17 protein-coding genes and 1 pseudogene are annotated in these 15,780 nt (G+C 54.8%); 6 read left to right on the top strand and 12 right to left on the bottom strand.

The window, feature by feature from the left end; genetic code table 11:
• The first annotated feature begins 189 nt into the window (after positions 1 to 189).
• The 5 genes from B723_RS22135 (at position 190) to B723_RS22110 (ending at position 5,962) form a co-directional block, all read left to right on the top strand.
• Entirely contained in the window at positions 190 to 1,110 is a 921-nt protein-coding gene (locus tag B723_RS22135) for a LysR substrate-binding domain-containing protein (RefSeq protein WP_017338990.1), read from the top strand.
• Entirely contained in the window at positions 1,110 to 2,021 is a 912-nt protein-coding gene (locus tag B723_RS22130) for a LysR family transcriptional regulator (RefSeq protein WP_017338989.1), read from the top strand. Before B723_RS22135 ends, B723_RS22130 begins: the two co-directional genes overlap by 1 nt.
• A gap of 269 nt (positions 2,022 to 2,290) precedes the next feature.
• The gene (locus tag B723_RS22120; RefSeq protein WP_031318949.1) at positions 2,291 to 2,914 is read left to right on the top strand and encodes a DJ-1/PfpI family protein; all 624 of its coding nucleotides are present in this window, start codon (positions 2,291 to 2,293) and stop codon (positions 2,912 to 2,914) included.
• A gap of 100 nt (positions 2,915 to 3,014) precedes the next feature.
• The gene (locus B723_RS22115) at positions 3,015 to 3,695 is read left to right on the top strand and encodes a glutathione S-transferase family protein (RefSeq protein WP_017338986.1); all 681 of its coding nucleotides are present in this window, start codon (positions 3,015 to 3,017) and stop codon (positions 3,693 to 3,695) included.
• A gap of 194 nt (positions 3,696 to 3,889) precedes the next feature.
• Positions 3,890 to 5,962, top strand: coding sequence for a pyridoxamine 5'-phosphate oxidase family protein (locus B723_RS22110; RefSeq protein WP_017338985.1), 2,073 nt, complete (start codon positions 3,890 to 3,892; stop codon positions 5,960 to 5,962).
• Positions 5,963 to 5,979: 17 nt separating this feature from the next.
• On the opposite strand, the gene grxC is transcribed toward B723_RS22110, so the two are convergent.
• The 4 genes from grxC to cynS all read right to left on the bottom strand — a co-directional run bounded on the left by grxC (position 5,980) and on the right by cynS (position 7,796).
• On the bottom strand, positions 5,980 to 6,243 hold the full coding sequence (gene grxC / locus B723_RS22105; protein ID WP_017338984.1) for a glutaredoxin 3: 264 nt from the start codon (positions 6,241 to 6,243) through the stop codon (positions 5,980 to 5,982).
• A gap of 30 nt (positions 6,244 to 6,273) precedes the next feature.
• Complete coding sequence (locus B723_RS22100) at positions 6,274 to 6,936, bottom strand: carbonic anhydrase (RefSeq protein ID WP_017338983.1); 663 nt, start codon at positions 6,934 to 6,936, stop codon at positions 6,274 to 6,276.
• A gap of 38 nt (positions 6,937 to 6,974) precedes the next feature.
• Positions 6,975 to 7,223 (bottom strand): DUF2790 domain-containing protein, encoded by a 249-nt coding sequence (locus B723_RS22095; protein ID WP_017338982.1) that lies wholly within the window; start codon positions 7,221 to 7,223, stop codon positions 6,975 to 6,977.
• Between the two features lie 105 nt (positions 7,224 to 7,328).
• Complete coding sequence (gene cynS / locus B723_RS22090) at positions 7,329 to 7,796, bottom strand: cyanase (RefSeq protein ID WP_017338981.1); 468 nt, start codon at positions 7,794 to 7,796, stop codon at positions 7,329 to 7,331.
• A gap of 151 nt (positions 7,797 to 7,947) precedes the next feature.
• On the opposite strand from cynS, the gene B723_RS22085 reads away from it, so the two are divergent.
• The gene (locus tag B723_RS22085; RefSeq protein WP_144425262.1) at positions 7,948 to 8,490 is read left to right on the top strand and encodes a hypothetical protein; all 543 of its coding nucleotides are present in this window, start codon (positions 7,948 to 7,950) and stop codon (positions 8,488 to 8,490) included.
• Between the two features lie 210 nt (positions 8,491 to 8,700).
• Here the strand turns inward: B723_RS22085 and B723_RS22080 are convergent, their stop codons facing one another.
• The 8 genes and pseudogenes from B723_RS22080 to B723_RS33775 all read right to left on the bottom strand — a co-directional run.
• Entirely contained in the window at positions 8,701 to 9,177 is a 477-nt protein-coding gene (locus B723_RS22080) for a DUF1348 family protein (RefSeq protein WP_017338979.1), read from the bottom strand.
• Positions 9,178 to 9,245: 68 nt separating this feature from the next.
• A complete protein-coding gene (locus tag B723_RS22075; RefSeq protein ID WP_017338978.1) occupies positions 9,246 to 9,878 on the bottom strand; it encodes a carbonic anhydrase in 633 nt (210 codons plus the stop codon).
• 230 nt (positions 9,879 to 10,108) lie between these two features.
• Positions 10,109 to 11,056: a LysR substrate-binding domain-containing protein gene (locus B723_RS22070; protein WP_017338977.1), complete on the bottom strand. Its 948-nt coding sequence runs from the start codon at positions 11,054 to 11,056 to the stop codon at positions 10,109 to 10,111.
• Between the two features lie 359 nt (positions 11,057 to 11,415).
• A complete protein-coding gene (locus B723_RS22065; protein WP_017338976.1) occupies positions 11,416 to 11,808 on the bottom strand; it encodes a response regulator transcription factor in 393 nt (130 codons plus the stop codon).
• A gap of 113 nt (positions 11,809 to 11,921) precedes the next feature.
• Positions 11,922 to 12,542 (bottom strand): response regulator transcription factor, encoded by a 621-nt coding sequence (locus B723_RS22060; protein ID WP_144425315.1) that lies wholly within the window; start codon positions 12,540 to 12,542, stop codon positions 11,922 to 11,924.
• Between the two features lie 17 nt (positions 12,543 to 12,559).
• Entirely contained in the window at positions 12,560 to 14,398 is a 1,839-nt protein-coding gene (locus B723_RS22055; protein WP_238588293.1) for a PAS domain-containing sensor histidine kinase, read from the bottom strand.
• A gap of 189 nt (positions 14,399 to 14,587) precedes the next feature.
• Complete coding sequence (locus B723_RS32455) at positions 14,588 to 15,187, bottom strand: lecithin retinol acyltransferase family protein (RefSeq protein ID WP_033037319.1); 600 nt, start codon at positions 15,185 to 15,187, stop codon at positions 14,588 to 14,590.
• 305 nt (positions 15,188 to 15,492) lie between these two features.
• Positions 15,493 to 15,600: pseudogene (locus B723_RS33775) on the bottom strand (LysE family translocator); the annotation flags it as partial.
• Positions 15,601 to 15,780 lie beyond the last annotated feature (180 nt).

The following is a 15,780-nucleotide window of genomic DNA, read 5'->3' as shown; positions in this document are numbered from 1 at the left end:
GCTTGCCGGGAAAATAATTCCGGCCAGCTCCTTTTCATTTGTTTCGCGGTTTTCCCAGGACGCTTTACGTAAATGCAGCCAGCCCGACGGCGCGTGCGAAAGTCGCTGTAGCCGACGATACTGGCAATCAGGTCTTACCGCGCAAGCGGCCAGATACCTCGCTGTCCTCTCATCAAGACAGGGGCGACTATGGATCGTTTTCAAGAAATGCAGATATTCATGGCCGTGGCCGAGGAAGAAGGCTTTGCCGCCGCCGCCCGGCTGTTGAATATCTCTCCCCCCAGCGTGACCCGTGCCATTGCCGCGATGGAGGAGCGAATCGGCACACAGCTCCTTTCTCGAACCACTCGCAGCCTGCATCTTACCGAAGCGGGTCAACGCTATCTCGAGGATTGTCGGCGTATCCTCAGTGATATCGACGAGGCGGAGGAGGCGGCTGCCGGGAGTTACTCGATACCGTGCGGGCATTTGACCGTGACCGCGTCGGTGCTGTTTGGCGAGTTGTACATCGCGCCGCTACTGGCCGACTACGTGGACCAGTTTCCTTCGGTGCACCTCAATGCCTTGCTGGTGGATCGTGTCGTGAACATGACGGACGAGGGTATCGATGTGGCCATACGCATCGGCCACTTGCATGAGACTAATCAGCACGCCATCAAAGTTGGCGAAGTACGTCAGGTGATCTGCGGTACTCCCGATTATTTCGAACGCCACGGCAGGCCGCGTCATCCCGGTGAACTCAGTAACGCCAACATCGTCATGTCTTCGGCCAGCCATTTGCTGAGCGACTGGCAATTCGTCAACGACGGCAACGCCCTGAGCTTTCGATTCGAACCGCGATTGGTGGTCACCGCCAATCAGGCCGCGATCAATATCGCCAGCCTGGGCTGGGGTGTCACGCGGGTGTTGTCCTATCAGGTGGCCAACCAGGTGGCGGCTGGCGAACTGGAACTGGTGCTGGAGGACTTCGAACCACCGGCGCTGCCCATTCAAGTGGTCTACCTCAAGAGCACCCGAATTCCGGCAAAGGTTCGTACCTTCGTGGATTTTCTCGCGGATCGACTCGGCAAGGACTCGGCGCTCAAGGCTGTGGTGAAGGGTTCCAACTGATGGATCGCTACCATGAAATGCTGATGTTCGAAGCGTTATCGGAGCGTCCCAGTCTCGCTGCTGCGGCCCGTCGTCTGGATGTGTCCGGACCTACGGTCGTTCGCGCCATTGCACGGCTGGAGGAACGTCTTGGCGTGCCTCTGTTGATTCGAAGCACCCGTGGGGTGTCGCTGACCGAGGCCGGCGCCGGTTTCATGGTCGATTGTTCACGCATTCTCAGGGCCATCGAAGACGCAGAGGCTTCGGCCAAGGGCTTGCATGTACAGGCCCAAGGCAATCTCACGGTGCTGATGCCTTTGCTGTTCAGCCGTTATGTCATGACCTCGATTCTGACGGACTACATGAGCCTGTACCCGGAGGTAAAAGTCTTTGCGCAATACCATGATCGTTTTCCGAACATGAATGAAGAAGGCATCGATGTGGCGGTGCTGGTCGGCCATCTACCCAGTTCGTCATTGATCGCACGACAGGTGGGCTACGTACGCTCGATGGTATGCAGCAGCCCGGCTTATCTGGCTACTCACGGGGAGCCCAGCGAACCCGAGGAACTGCAAAATCATCGACTGGTCGCCACCCATGCTTATCGAGACCGAGTCCAGTGGGACTTCCAGCACGACGGTGAGATCAATCACTTGAAAGCCCGTACACGGATCAGTTGCGCGACGGTACAGGCGGCCATCGATGCAGCCGCTTATGGCGCCGGCATTACCCGTTGCCTGAGCTATCCGTTGTATGAGTATCTGAACACTGGGCGATTGCGGCGAGTGTTGCAGCCCTATGAGTTACCGGCGCTGCCGGTGCACGTGGTGTACCGCGAAGGGCGCAAGGCCTCGATGCGGGTGCGCAGTTTTGTTGACCACATCGTCGACGGCCTGCGCGAGCATCCGGCCATGCAGCCGGATGTGCTTTGAACGCTTGCAGCGCACCAACCGCGGAGGTCACTGCGAGCCATTACTTGGCAGTGGCAGCTGTTTCAAACAGGCAGGCAACGACTGTCGGATTGGACACCATCGTCCCAAGGGACGCGTCTTTGACTACAACAGTCTTCTTCGCGTGTGCCCGCTCGGGCATTTCAGTGCGCGAAATAGTGGATTGTATTTTCTGGTCGTTCTCTACATCGCGCTTAAGGCGGAGCATAAGCACACACTCTTCCATGCTGTACCGCAGAGGCTAATGACTGATGAAACGCGTGCTTATGTTACTGGCCAACGGCGTGGAGCCCCTGGAAATGGCCGCTTTTACCGATGTGCTTGGCTGGGCCAACCTGCTGGGTGATCACCCTGTGGAACTGGTCAACGCCGGCCTTCGCAGAAAGATCGTGACCACCTTTGGCCTCATGCTCAATCCGAGTTTTTTATTGAGCGATCTGGACGTGAGCCGCTTCGATGCCCTGGCACTGCCGGGTGGTTTTGAACCGTCGGGTTTTTACGAGGAAGCCTTGAGTGAACCCTTCCTGGCGACCATCCGGCATTTCGTCGAAGCGGGTAAACCCGTCGCCAGCGTGTGCGTGTCTTCCGTATGCCTCGGCGTGGCCGGCGTGTTGCGTGACAGGAACGCTACGACCTATCACCAGGAGGGAGGCAAGCGGAAAAACCAACTGTTGGAAACCGGTGCACGCTTTGTCGATCGCCCCGTGGTTGTCGATGACCAGATCATCACGTCAAGCGGGCCGGGGACTGCCACTGAAGTTGCATTCGTACTGCTCGAAAAAATAACCAGCGTCGAAAATGCCGCTGTTATCCGCAAGAAGATGCGCTTCGCCACCCCCAGCCGTGATTGGTACGAAACGCCGCAAGTGCCCTGAAATGATCCGCCAACTCCGACGGCGTTCATGGCTGCCTTGAGCTGAGCACTGACGAGTATGTGACCTAGGTTTTCATTCTGTTGCCGAATTGGGGAACCCAATGTTCAATCTTTCCAGTGCTGTCGATTACTATTACTGGCCAACCCCCAACGGGCAGAAGGTCGCCATTTTTCTGGAGGAGTCGGAACATCCCTACGTCGCGCATCCCGTCAATATCAGCAATGGTGAGCAATTTTCCACCGAGTTCACCCGGATTTCGCCCAATCAGCGTATTCCAGCGATAGTCGACAGAGAGACTGGGGTATCGGTCTTTGAGTCAGGGGCGATTTTGTTGTACCTGGCTCAGCGTCGCGGGCAATTCATGCCCGCCGATGCGAAAGGGGCGGCTGAAGTCATGCAGTGGCTGTTCTGGCAAGCGGCGAACCTGGGGCCGATATTGGGACAGACAGTGTTCTTCCTGAATTACGCCGCTGAACATGTGCCGCTCGCCGTGTCACGGTTCAGTAAAGAGACCGAACGTTTGTATGGCGTTCTGGAGCAGCAATTGAGCGAACGGCCTTATGTCGCCGGCGAGTACTCCATTGCCGATATGGCGATCTATCCTTGGGTGCTGCAACATGACAAGCAAGGAATGACGCTCGATGGTTATCCTAACGTCGCCGCTTGGCTAGAGAAAATCAGTAAGCGTCCAGCAGTGGTTCGCGCCTACGTTAAAGGCGAGCGAATTCGTCCATCTGGTCAAACTGATCAAGACAGAAAAAAGCTATATGGGCTTCCATAGCGGGGTCGCTACCCCCCTTAGGCGATTCCGGGTTGCTCGAGTGCGTGCAGGGTCTGTATCGAGCTTCCTGAGGTTGCAAAACGCAGAGTTGATGATCACCGGCAATGGCGTATTTACCCCGCTGCCGGGGATTCAACCATTCCTCGCCGGGCGGCGGGTGAAGGACACCTGTTTACGAATGCGTAGAGGTGATCATGAGTCAGTCGGACGCGCCAGGAACATCCCCTTGGCATGCGGGTGAGCGTGAATTGCAGGAAAGCGTCGGCGTCGCCGATCAAATGGAGATATTCGGACGCAAGGTCGTGCGTGACTTCATGCCTGATCAGCACCGATTGTTTTACAACCAGTTGCCTTACCTGGTGGTGGGCGCGGTCGATGAACAAGGGATGCCTTGGGCCACGTTGATCGAAGGCCCCCCTGGCTTCATCCATTCTCCCGATCCGCGAATGCTGCAACTCGACCGCCTGCCCGCCGAGGGTGATCCGGTTCGGGCGGCCCTTAAGCAGGGCGCTGCGGTGGGACTGCTGGGTATTGACCTGAAGACCCGAAGGCGCAATCGCATGAACGGCAACATCAGTACCGCCTCGTCAGGCGGTTTTGCCGTTTCTGTGGTGCACGCTTTCGGCAACTGCCCGCAATACATCCAGTTGCGAGGCGTTGAGCCGGTCAGCCTTGGCCAAGCCTCGGCAAACGTGGCGGTCGAATGCCTCAGTGAACTGGATGAAGCCGCGAAGGCGACCATCAGCAAGGCCGATACCTTTTTCATCGCCAGCTATGTCGACCTGGATGGCGACGCAACCCGGCGCTCGGTAGACGTTTCTCACCGAGGTGGCAATTCAGGTTTCGTCAGGATAGAAGGCAACGTGCTGACGATTCCCGATTTCGCCGGCAACCTGCACTTCAACACCTTGGGTAATTTCCTGCTCAACCCGCGCGCGGGGCTGGTGTTCATCGATTTTGAAACAGGCGACATGCTGCAAGTCAGCGGGCGTACCGAGATCATCCTCGAGGGGCCGGAGATTGCCGCCTTTCAGGGGGCCGAACGGCTCTGGACGCTGACCGTGGAACAGGTGGTTCGACGTCAGGCTGTGTTGGCCCTCCGTTGGCGGTTTGAAGGTTTTTCACCTAACAGCCTGATGACGGGCAGCTGGAAGCAAGCTGAGGGCCGATTGCAAGCCGATTACCTGCGCGATCAATGGCGACCGCTGAGGGTGACGCGGATCGTTGACGAGAGCAGTTCCATTCGCTCCTTCTATTTTGAACCGGCCGATGGCGCGGGCATACCGCGGTTCGAGGCTGGCCAACATCTGCCGGTTCGCTTTTGCCTTGCTGAAGGACAGGCGCCTCTGGTCAGAACCTACAGCCTGTCGAGTGCGCCGTCGGACAGTTTTTTCCGCATCAGCGTCAAGCGTGACGGACTCATCTCGTCGCATCTGCACGACCGCGTTCAGGTAGGGGATCTGGTCGAAGCCCGCGCCCCTCAAGGGCGTTTCACGGTGCAAGCCGATGAATATCGACCGTTGGTTTTGCTGGCCGCGGGCGTGGGCGTGACGCCACTGCTGTCGATGCTGCGCGAAGTGATTTATGAAGGCGAACGCATCCGTCGCACTCGACCCACCTGGTTCATCCAAAGTGCGCGCAGCCTGGGTGAACTCGGGTTTCGCGATGAGCTTTACGAACTGGCGACTCGAGCCAAGGATAAAATTCGTGCGCTGCGCCTGCTCAGCCAGCCGGAAACTCATGCTCGCGTTGGTGAGGATTTTGAGGTGGCGGGGCGGGTGGATGTCGAACTGCTCAAGGCTTTGCTGCCCCTGGACGATTACGACTTTTACCTGTGTGGCCCTGGTGCTTTTACCCAGGCGCTTTACGACGGCCTGCGTCAGTTGCGTATTGGCGATGATCGTATTCACGCGGAGACTTTCGGTCCTTCGACCCTGGTTCGCCAACGGGATCATTTAACCCCGGCGGTCGAGCAGATACCCGCGGCAAGCAGCCCGGTCAAAGTGCTGTTTTCGGCGTCGGCGAAGGAAGCTCGTTGGGAGCCGGGTGGTGGGAGTTTACTGGAACTGGCCGAGAGCCGCGGCCTGAACCCGGACTTCAGTTGCCGGGGCGGATCGTGCGGTACATGCCGGACCCGATTGGTCAGTGGCCAAGTGCATTATCTGAACCTGCCGGCTGAGATGCCGGCCGAAGGGGAAGTACTGATTTGCTGTGCGGTGCCAGCGCAAGCCAAGGAGGGCGATGCCCCCCTGGTGCTGGAATTGTGAGCTGGCGTCATCGGTGCTCATCCCGCCATGCGCGGGTTGAGTACCGGGTCGATGCCGCCTTCGCTTTCAAGTTGAGCCAGGTCATCGAAGCCGCCAACGTGCCAGTTGCCGAAAAAGATCTGCGGGACGGTATGGCGACCGCTTCGGCTGATCATTTCGTTTTTCACGTCGACTGAGCGCACATCGATTTCCTTGTACGCCACCCCTTTGGTATCGAGCAAACGCTTGGCATTGCGGCAGTAGGGGCAGGTCGTGGTGGTGTACATAGTGACTTCAAGCATGTTGAGTACTCCTGGAAATTAGCGGCTGATTCAGGCAACAGCTTTTGCTGGACGGGCATGAACGGCAACGGTGTTCGGATGCTTGACCAGTGACTTGAAGGTCTTGTTGTCGGCGTCCAGGGCGTCGATTGAACCGGTCCCGATGTCGTAGACCCAGCCATGCAGATTCACCAGACCTTTTTCCTGAGCCAGGCGCACGCTTGGATGAGTCTGAATGTTGGCCAGTTGGGCAATGACGTTTTCACGCACCATGGAACTGACTTTGGCGCTTTCACTGGCGTGAGGACGCGATTCGTTGATGACTTTCGCCGACTCGGCATGCTGCAACCAACCGGCGACCGCAGGCAGGTGATCCATGCACTTGCACTTGGCGACAGCGGTCATGGCACCACAATCGGAATGGCCGCAGATCACGATATCAGTCACGCCCAGTACGGCGACGGCGTATTCGACGGTGGCCGACACACCGCCGGAATGAGGGCTGTAGGACGGCACGATGTTGCCAGCGTTACGGATTACGAACAGTTCGCCAGGCTCTTGCTGGGTCAACAGTTCCGGTACGACGCGGCTGTCGGAACAGGTGATGAACAAGGTGCCCGGATGTTGCGTGGTGGCCAGGTGTTTGAACAGGTCAGTGCGTTGTGGGAATGCTTCTTTCTGGAACTTCAAAAAACCTTCGATGAGCGCTTTCATGATGTTTTACCTTTCATTGAGTATTGAGTGAGTGACCGTCAGTTGGTGCAGCCGCTACCGATCACGCTGTATTCCAGGATGTGGGTTTCACCGTGCGAATCGCGGTAAGCCATTTGCACGGCTGTCGGGCCGCAGACATCCGCCGTCGGGGTGATGTGAATGACTTTGGCGATATCCAGCTGCATGCCATACGCATATGGAATGGCCTCCGGTGCGACTACGGCTGGCTGGGCGTAGGCCGACAGCGAAGCGGTCAGTGACAGGGCAAGAAACAGAATTTTTTTCATGACGGATCCTCCATTCAAATGTGGTGATTGATCGAAAAGGGTTAAGAATTTTTTTTGAAGCAGGCCCGCAAGGCTGCGGGCCGATTTACAGGTCCGGTTGCATCCTTAGAAAGGACGCAGTGGCAGGAACTTGCCGTCGAGGGTGATCACTGCACGGTGACCGCCTTCCGGATCTTCAACTTTCTGCATGTTCAACTTGAAGTTGATCGCGCTGATGATGCCGTCGCCGAACTGTTCGTGAACCAGGGCTTTCAGGGTGGTGCCATAGATCTGAATCATTTCGTAGAAGCGGTAGATGGTCGGGTCCGTTGGAACACCCGACAGGCTGCCGCGCAGTGGGATGATTTGCAGACGGGCGACCGAGTCGGCGTCCAGGTCCAGTTTGTCGCCGATCACTTTGGCTGCGGCTTCAGGCAGTGGATGCTGGCCGAGCAGGGCGGCGGTGACATAAGCCAGACCGAGGCCGGTGCCTTGGGCCACGTCTTCGAAGGACAGGTTTTTACGCGCCTTGGCGTCGAGGATTTTCGCGGTCAGCTCGAGGCTGGTGTCGTTGTAAGCGTGGGACTGTTGCATGGTGTTTCTCCTATCGGGTTTGCTTGGTGGCGGTTGCCAGGTTGGTGTTGCTTGGGTGTGAAGCAATCTTCTGCCGTTTGCTCCATAGCGTCCAAGACCGATATACAATTCTGCGCATAGGTGGTTCCTATAGATGCAGGTCGGAGTGTTGATGAACGTTGAAAACTCAGAGGCGCTGCTATTGATCCCCAACGGCTTTCCGGTGTGGATTGACGTAGCCCAGGCAAGCATTGGAGGGGCGGGCACGGCGATGCGCTTTGTGTTGCCCTTACAGGCTCACAACCTACCGTTGATGCATCGTCAGGAAACCAAACTGGTGGTGGCGCTCAAGGGCGAACTGGATATTCGTGCCGGTCGACAGCGAATCGCCTTACTTCAGGAAGGCGAGGCTATAAAACTCGCTCCCGGGATCGCTCACCGCATCCATCAGCGTGGAACGGTGGCGAGCACTGTCGGTGCGGTGTTATGGCCAGGTGCGGTCGAACAAGCCTTTCGAGAACTTGCGGTGGCCGCCCTTGAAAAGGCTTACCAACGCAGCGACATGATTGAGATCCTCGCTCGTTACGATGTGGTCTGGACCACGCAATCCCATGACCATGATCCTGAATCGATAACGGTCCGGCCTTTCCGGGATTGGCTAAGCGATCTGCCAGAGGCATTGGCGAGGCTGTTGGCGCTGCGGTGGGGAGGGTGAAGCTTTCGCCTCGATCTGGCCGACGAGGCGAAGCTTTGTGTAAGTCGCAGAGGGAAAAGTCAGGGACAGGCGCAATCTACTTCCACAGCCGTAATTTTTTAGGGAGTAACGGCCTGCAGTCGTCTGCCTTTGACACTTACAAATTTTCGTGTGAAGAGCGCACTACTCTCCAAACCACGTTTCGCTACATCGTCTGTCGAACGCCAATGGTTACAGGCCTAAATCAGAAAGACCTGGATGATCGTCAGGGCGACGGCCTAACGGCCAACGAAATTTTCGCTCCGATTCTTTGATTGGCATGTCATTGACGCAGGCAAACCGATGAGCCATCAGTCCGTTTTCAGCAAACTCCCAATTCTCGTTTCCGTATGAGCGATACCAATGACCGGAGTCATCGTGCCATTCGTAGGCGTAACGTACCGCGATGCGGTTATCGGTAAATGCCCACAACTCTTTGATCAGTCGATAGTCCAGCTCTTTGTTCCATTTTCGGGTGAGGAATGCTGCGGCTTCAGACCTGTTTACTGCGAAGTCGACTCGATTTCGCCACTGGGTATCAGTGGTGTAAGCCAGTGAAACTTTTTCTGCATCGCGGGAGTTCCAGCCATCTTCTGCAAGCCGGACTTTAAGAATCGCCGATTCGCGATCGAAAGGGGGCAGTGGGGGACGGGTTTCAGATTCAGCCATGATTTTCACTCCGAATGTGTGGGGACATCGTGGTCGAGCAGGCAATGTGCTTAGGCAACAGGTTAGTCCTATGCCGTAGTTTCCGGGAACTCCGCCAATGGAACGAATGTGTTGGTTCTGCCATCGAGCGCGACGATGGACCCTGTTTCGATGTCGTACACCCAACCATGCAGATTCAGTTTTTTCTGTTCCAAAGCCAATCTGACGCTGGGGTGGGTTTTCAGGTTGGAGAGCTGAGCGATAACATTTTCCCGAACCATCGAGCTGACACGTTCTTTATCGGATGCGTGGGTACGGGTCGCGTTCATAACTTTTGCGGACTCTGCATAGCTCATCCAGGCTGCCACTGCCGGTAAATGATTCAATGATCTGCCACTGGAAACCGCCGTCATTGCTCCGCAATCCGAGTGACCGCAAATGACGATGTCACGGACCCCGAGTACCGCAACGGCATACTCGACAGAGGCGGTGACACCCCCCGGCTGCGGCCCATAGGAGGGAACTATGTTTCCAGCGTTGCGTATAACGAACAGCTCTCCGGGTTCTTGCTGTGTGAGCAGTTCCGGAATGACTCTACTGTCGGAGCACGTGATAAATAACGTTTCTGGATTTTGAGTGGTGGCGAGATATTTGAAAAGATCCGTTCTCTGCGGGAAAACTTCTTTTTGAAACTTTATGAAGCCTTCGATGAGTGCTTTCATGTGCAAGTACCGGCGTTAAGCCTCTGTGTGAGATTGCGATGACCAATGTTATAAGTCTTGCTAAACATCGTCCAAGAATAAGAGGGAGTAACGATTTATCTGTTAGATAGGATGAATCTAATACTGTTGAACTTTTGTGCTGCCTGCGTATTGTTTAAGGGAGGTCGTGATTTTCCCTGCCAATTATTGAAATAATTAGCCTTGGTGGGTCTTAATTATTAACTGAAATCTTAAGCCGCTTCTTTTTTTGCACTAATTTCGATCAAGGTTCCACTTTTTTCACTTAAATAATCAGTAATTCTCGAGCGTAACCAACGCTCGCCTGGATCGTTGTCCAATGTGGCGCTCCATGACATGGATAGATCGAGAGTCGGGAGACTCATCGGAACGGGGTCCGCGCGTAAACCACCTTGTCGAATCATGGCCTTGGCCACGTAATCGGGTACGACGGCCAACATCTGCGTGTCCTCAAGCAGTGTTTTAAGCGCACTGTATTGCGGAACTGCCAGGATAATCTGGCGTTGCCGCCCCAGAGATCCCAACGCCCGGTCAATGTAATCGGACGCTTCACCGTTGACCGAAACAGAGACATGTGGCCGATTACAGTACTCGTTGAGGTCCAGTAGACCCGTGAGGGTGTTGGCACTTAAAACAGTCGGCCGGATGCTGCGCAGAAATTTTCGTTTGGCATTGGCGGGGAGTTCCCGGGAGTGGCACACGCCCAGTGACACCTCGCCCGTAGCCAGCTGGCTGGCCAGCAAAGAATGGTCGGTACGGCGCACGACGAAACTGACTTGAGGCGCTTCCATACGCAGTTGGCGAAGCAGGCCTGGCAGCAAGGAGTACTCCACATCATCGGAAAGTCCAATTCTGAAGACGTTGGTACTGGTCGTTGGATCAAATTCGCTAACATTGCTCAGCGCTGCCGCCATGTTGTCCAGCGCCGGAGTCAACGTGAGTTGTATTTCAAATGCTCTGCTCGTGGGCTCCATGGTTCGACCCATCCGAATAAACAGCGGATCATCGAAAAACTGACGCAACCGATTTAAGGAAGCACTGATTGCCGATTGACAGAGAAATAATTTCTCACCAGCGCGGGTAAGATTTCGTTCGTGCATCAGCGTTTCGAAAACGATCAGAAGGCTGAAGTCGATTTTGCGAAGATCGTTTCTATTCATCGTCATCACCAAAAGGGTTGCGGCCCGTTATTGTGCTTCGGCGCGCAAAGAGCGGTGTTCAAAGGACATCTGGCTCATTGCTTGTGAGCCTCTAGGCGGGCGGTAATAACCGAATCAATTAAACAGCGTTGATGGCTGATATTTAATTGAAATGCCGCTGTCGTTGGCTTGGTTGTATAGTGATTGATGATGACTTGCTTGGCACTTCTACGTAGGTTTTGTTTGTCTAGGGTGTAAGTGGTAAGGGCTAATACTTGAGTATGTAGGTGTTAGTTGAGTGGGTTAAGGCTGGGCGTCGGAAAAGAGACAGTTAATGTTGGCCGTTAAACCGCTGGGCTTTGCTGGACGCCTCGCGGTTGTCAATTTGTGACAAGGCCAGTCTCTCTATTTCTCAAGATTTTCTCAATACAGTCAATCATGACTTGTCCATCAAATGGTTTACTGAGAAAGCAGATCGCCCCTGCGGAATTTGCACGTTTGCGAACCAACTCCTCCGGGTATGCGGTGATGAAAATAATGGGGATGTCGTGCCCTTTACTGAGGAGTTCAGATTGCAGGTCCAGGCCAGTCATGCCCGGCATTTGAACGTCCGAGATCAGGCAGTCCGTGCTGTAGCTTTTGGCGCAGGCGAGAAAATCTTCGGCGCAGGAAAAAAGACTGGGTTCACAGCCCATGGAACGCACCAGGCTACTGAGTGCTATTCGACCAGATTCGTCATCGTCGACAATGGAGATCACAGGGATTTTATTCATCGCGCAGATCCTGGCGCGATATCAATGGGTTCGAAACAGCTGAAAAGCTATCGCGCCAATTCCACTCTATTTGCCGATAGCCTTAAAAGAAATCATACACACGTATGTGTTGCTCAGCGTTTTGGTCCGATCCCCAGGGCTTGTGCCGTTCGAACCAGGTCTGCAAACGACTTTGCGTGCATTTTTTTCATCACATGCCCGCGATGGATTTTGACGGTGATTTCACTCAGATTCATTTCTCCCGCAATCTGTTTGTTCATCAGGCCCTTGGCTGCGTGGGCCATGACCTCTCGCTCCCGGGGTGTCAGCGTTTGGTAGCAGGCATGCATTTCGGCGTCCTGCTGGTCGATTTCCCGACGTTTGGCATCCCTGTGGTGAGCAGCGGCGACGGCATCCAGCAAATCCTGATCGCGGAACGGCTTGACCAGAAAATCCACGGCCCCGGCTTTCATCGCCTTGACTGACATGGCGATGTCTCCATGTCCGGAGATGAAGATGATGGGCAACGCGATCTTCGATTCCACCAACTGATGTTGGAACTCCAGGCCACTGGCGCCTTGAAGCCGTACATCGAGGACCAGACAGCTGGGCGCATCGGGATCGGGTAGTTGTAGAAATTCTGTCGGCGAGGCAAACGTCTGCACTTGGAGCCCCACCGAACGAAAGAGACTACTGAGCGCTTCGCGCATGGGGGCCTCGTCGTCAATCACAAAGACAACCGGGGCCTTATCCATGGAAGTAATATCTGCGTTCACGCAGGCTCCTCATTGCTGGAGGGGAAGGACAGGTGGAATACCGCGCCTTCACCTGCCTCACTTGTTGCCCAGATGCGGCCACCGTGAGCATCAATGATCGATCGACAAATGGATAACCCCATACCCATTCCATCGGGCTTGGTGGTGTAGAAAGCGTTGAAGAGTTTAGGCATGCTTTGCGGCGAAATACCGGGGCCGTTGTCTTTGACATCAACGCACAGTTCGCCCGCATCAGAACGCCTGAGGCGCAAATGGAGTGTGCGATGTTTACCTTTGGTATTGGACATTGCCTGCACACCATTCATGATCAGATTGATGATGACCTGCTGAAGTTGGACACGGTCACCAATAATCTGGGCACCCTCAGTATCGTATTGATGGTCTAGCACAATTTTGTTCCGTCTGACCTCCCTGTCGACCAGTGCCAATGACTCTTCTATGACTTCCACGAGATCAACCGGAACGCTTTGAGGATCGGTCTTGCGTGACATTGCGCGGATACGTCGAATCACCTCGCTCGCTCGATGGGTCTCGCTCATCATCCGCTCCATTGCACTGCGCACCTCGTCGATGTCTGGCACCTCGCGATTCAACCAACGCAAACCGGCAGTGCCATTGGTGGTTACGGCCGCCAATGGCTGGTTGACTTCATGTGCTATCGATGCGGCCAGTTCACCCAACGTTGTGATTCGGGTCACGTGAGCCAATTCTGTCTGCGAGCGGTGGAGCGCTTCCTCAGACATTTTTGCATCGGTGACGTCCATCAGTGCTCCGATGTATTCAAAATTCCCGGTGGCATCCTGGACGGGATGAGCCAGCATTTGCACATGCTTGATCCTCCCGTCAGTCATCAAAAGCCGGTAGTCCACCTTGATGTGAGGCTCTTTCTGATAGGCGTGCTTGATTGATACTTTGACCACGTCCAGATCATCTGGATGGGTTTTTTTCAGGACGCTGGACAGCAGTGGTTCCTCGTCGTCGCCGAACTCGAATATCCGCCGAGCCTCGTCGGACCAATACATCTCGCCGCTTGGGATTTTCAGACCAATGCTCCCGGTCTGACTCAGCCATTGAGCACCGGCCAGAAACGCTTCGCTGCGTCGCAGGGCATTGATGGCCCTTTTTTGCTCGGTGATGTCGTTGTGAGTGGCCAAAACCGCTTTTGGTTGATTGCTCTCGTCCCGTGACAGGGAGCAACGACTTACAACCGTCACGGGTGTTCCGTCACGTCGGTGTTCCACAACTTCGCCTTCCCATCGGCCGGTTTCAATCAGCGAGTTCATCACGTGCTCCCAGGTGAGCGTCAGTTGAGGCCGCAGGAGCTTTCGAAAATCCTGACCAATAGCTTGTGCTTTGGACCAGCCATACAAGGCTTCGGCGCCCGGGCTCCACGTGGTGATGATGCCATTCATGTCTCGAACGATGATGGCGTCGTGGGTTTGCGCGAGCATCCGCACCTGCTCCTGCAACTCGTCATTGGCGGCTTTGTTTTTCAGTGCCAGTAAAGTGGTGATACCGATCGCGGACAGGCTGACCAGGCAACGGGCGAACGCGGAGCTATTGAAGTCGCTGCCATGGGAAATAAAAAACGCAGCCAACGTCAATCCAAAGCAGGAGAGCGAAACGCCGATTACACCTTTCCGGGAAAACAGGTTCACCGACATCAAAATCACGGCGACGTAGAGCACCGCAATGGCGATATGGATGGAAGTGAGTGTGTCGATGATGAAGATGGCGGCTGAAAGCGTGGCGGCGCCAAATCTCTGGAGGTGCATATGAAGGGTAGGGGGGGCGGGGTTTTCTACAGCTACCGTCGGTTCAATTGAGATTTTCATATCAATCAATAGGCCTGCTGGGAACGCATTTCGTTACGGGTGATTGCAGTGAACACCCCTGGCGAAATTGCAGCAAGCAAAACCCATATCCGAAAGCAAAGCGTTTTGGTTCGTGCCGGGAAACGACGTCGCTCCCGCGTTTCTATGAGTGAAGACAGCTAACATAAAGTTGGGGAAGCGTACGACAAACTAAGCAATCAAACCTGTCTTCGACGAGAAAAGTATGCGCACCAAGCGGAAAGGGCGATGGAGGTACTCGGTAACTTGTGCGCTGTAGCTATTGCCGTTGATACACCAATTGCAAAAGTGTTCGCAGTTGTTTGACAGGATTTTGTACTGTGATTCACCGACTCTCGACATGGCCCGCACAATGATCTCGTCGCTGGAAAAAGCGCACTGCTCCTGATCTACCCAGATGGAACTGCCGTTGCCGAAGCGATCCAGGTCAGTGACTTCGATAGGGCCGGCTTGCAGCGATGCACTCAATCCAGAGTAATGAGCGACCTTGCCATCGCCAAGGTAGATGCCGTGATGAACATAGAACTTGCGCGGACTCATCAGGTGCGATCCGGGGCTCAGGCGATCAGCGTCGCGGACTATGAAGGCTGCATGCTTTGAGTCTGCTTCCCATGGTGTTGGCGCACTGTTAACGCTGCAGGCACGGGAACCGTTTTCAAAAAACGGGCCATTCACGCTTGATTCACATTCCATATTGACGACTACCGAGTTCAAACAGATCGAACCCAGGGAGGATACAATGCCAATTGTTTTCATCAGTAGCTTGTTCACGATGAAGTCCTCTGGAACCTTTGAAAGTAGAGTAACTTTCCAGAGGGAAATAAGCAGTCGTGCATAGGTTTGTAGCCGATAGTCACTGTATATGGGCGTCTCATACTTCAGTATTATTCCGGGCGCCAATCGAGTTCTATCCGAATTGATGACTCATCCGAGAGCCTCTCGCTCTGGTTGAGCCGACCTGACCGAAGGGGTTGTATCAAGTGCTCCAGTTGTTAAGGCGGTGATTTCGCGCCGGTTCCGACGCGAATGGGCGAACACCACAGTCGCCAATGAAACAGCTCTTCAATAATTGGGATTCAGGCTTGCTTTACCAGTGCCAGCCTTACGGAGAATCCTATGAGAAGAGTACCGAACAGCCATTGCTGAATACGTTGCGCCAGCGCGCTTCGTTCAAGCCAAAAGCCATCAATTTTTTTTCTTGAAGATAATCGTCGAAATGCATGGACGCCGGTACGCAAGTCCCGCCCAAGGAATGGTTTTTCTTCTGCTCATCACGATTTCCGGTGGTCGGGCAGCGTGAGGCGATGTCATCAATTGAAGAAACAATACAAGTATTGCCATCAGATTCATGGGCGGTTTCGCAG

The organism is Pseudomonas fluorescens NCIMB 11764 (genome assembly GCF_000293885.2).
Taxonomy (GTDB): Bacteria; Pseudomonadota; Gammaproteobacteria; order Pseudomonadales; family Pseudomonadaceae; genus Aquipseudomonas; species Aquipseudomonas fluorescens_B.
Note: the sequence above shows the minus strand (reverse complement) of the source record. Positions and strands in the feature narration are given on the sequence as shown.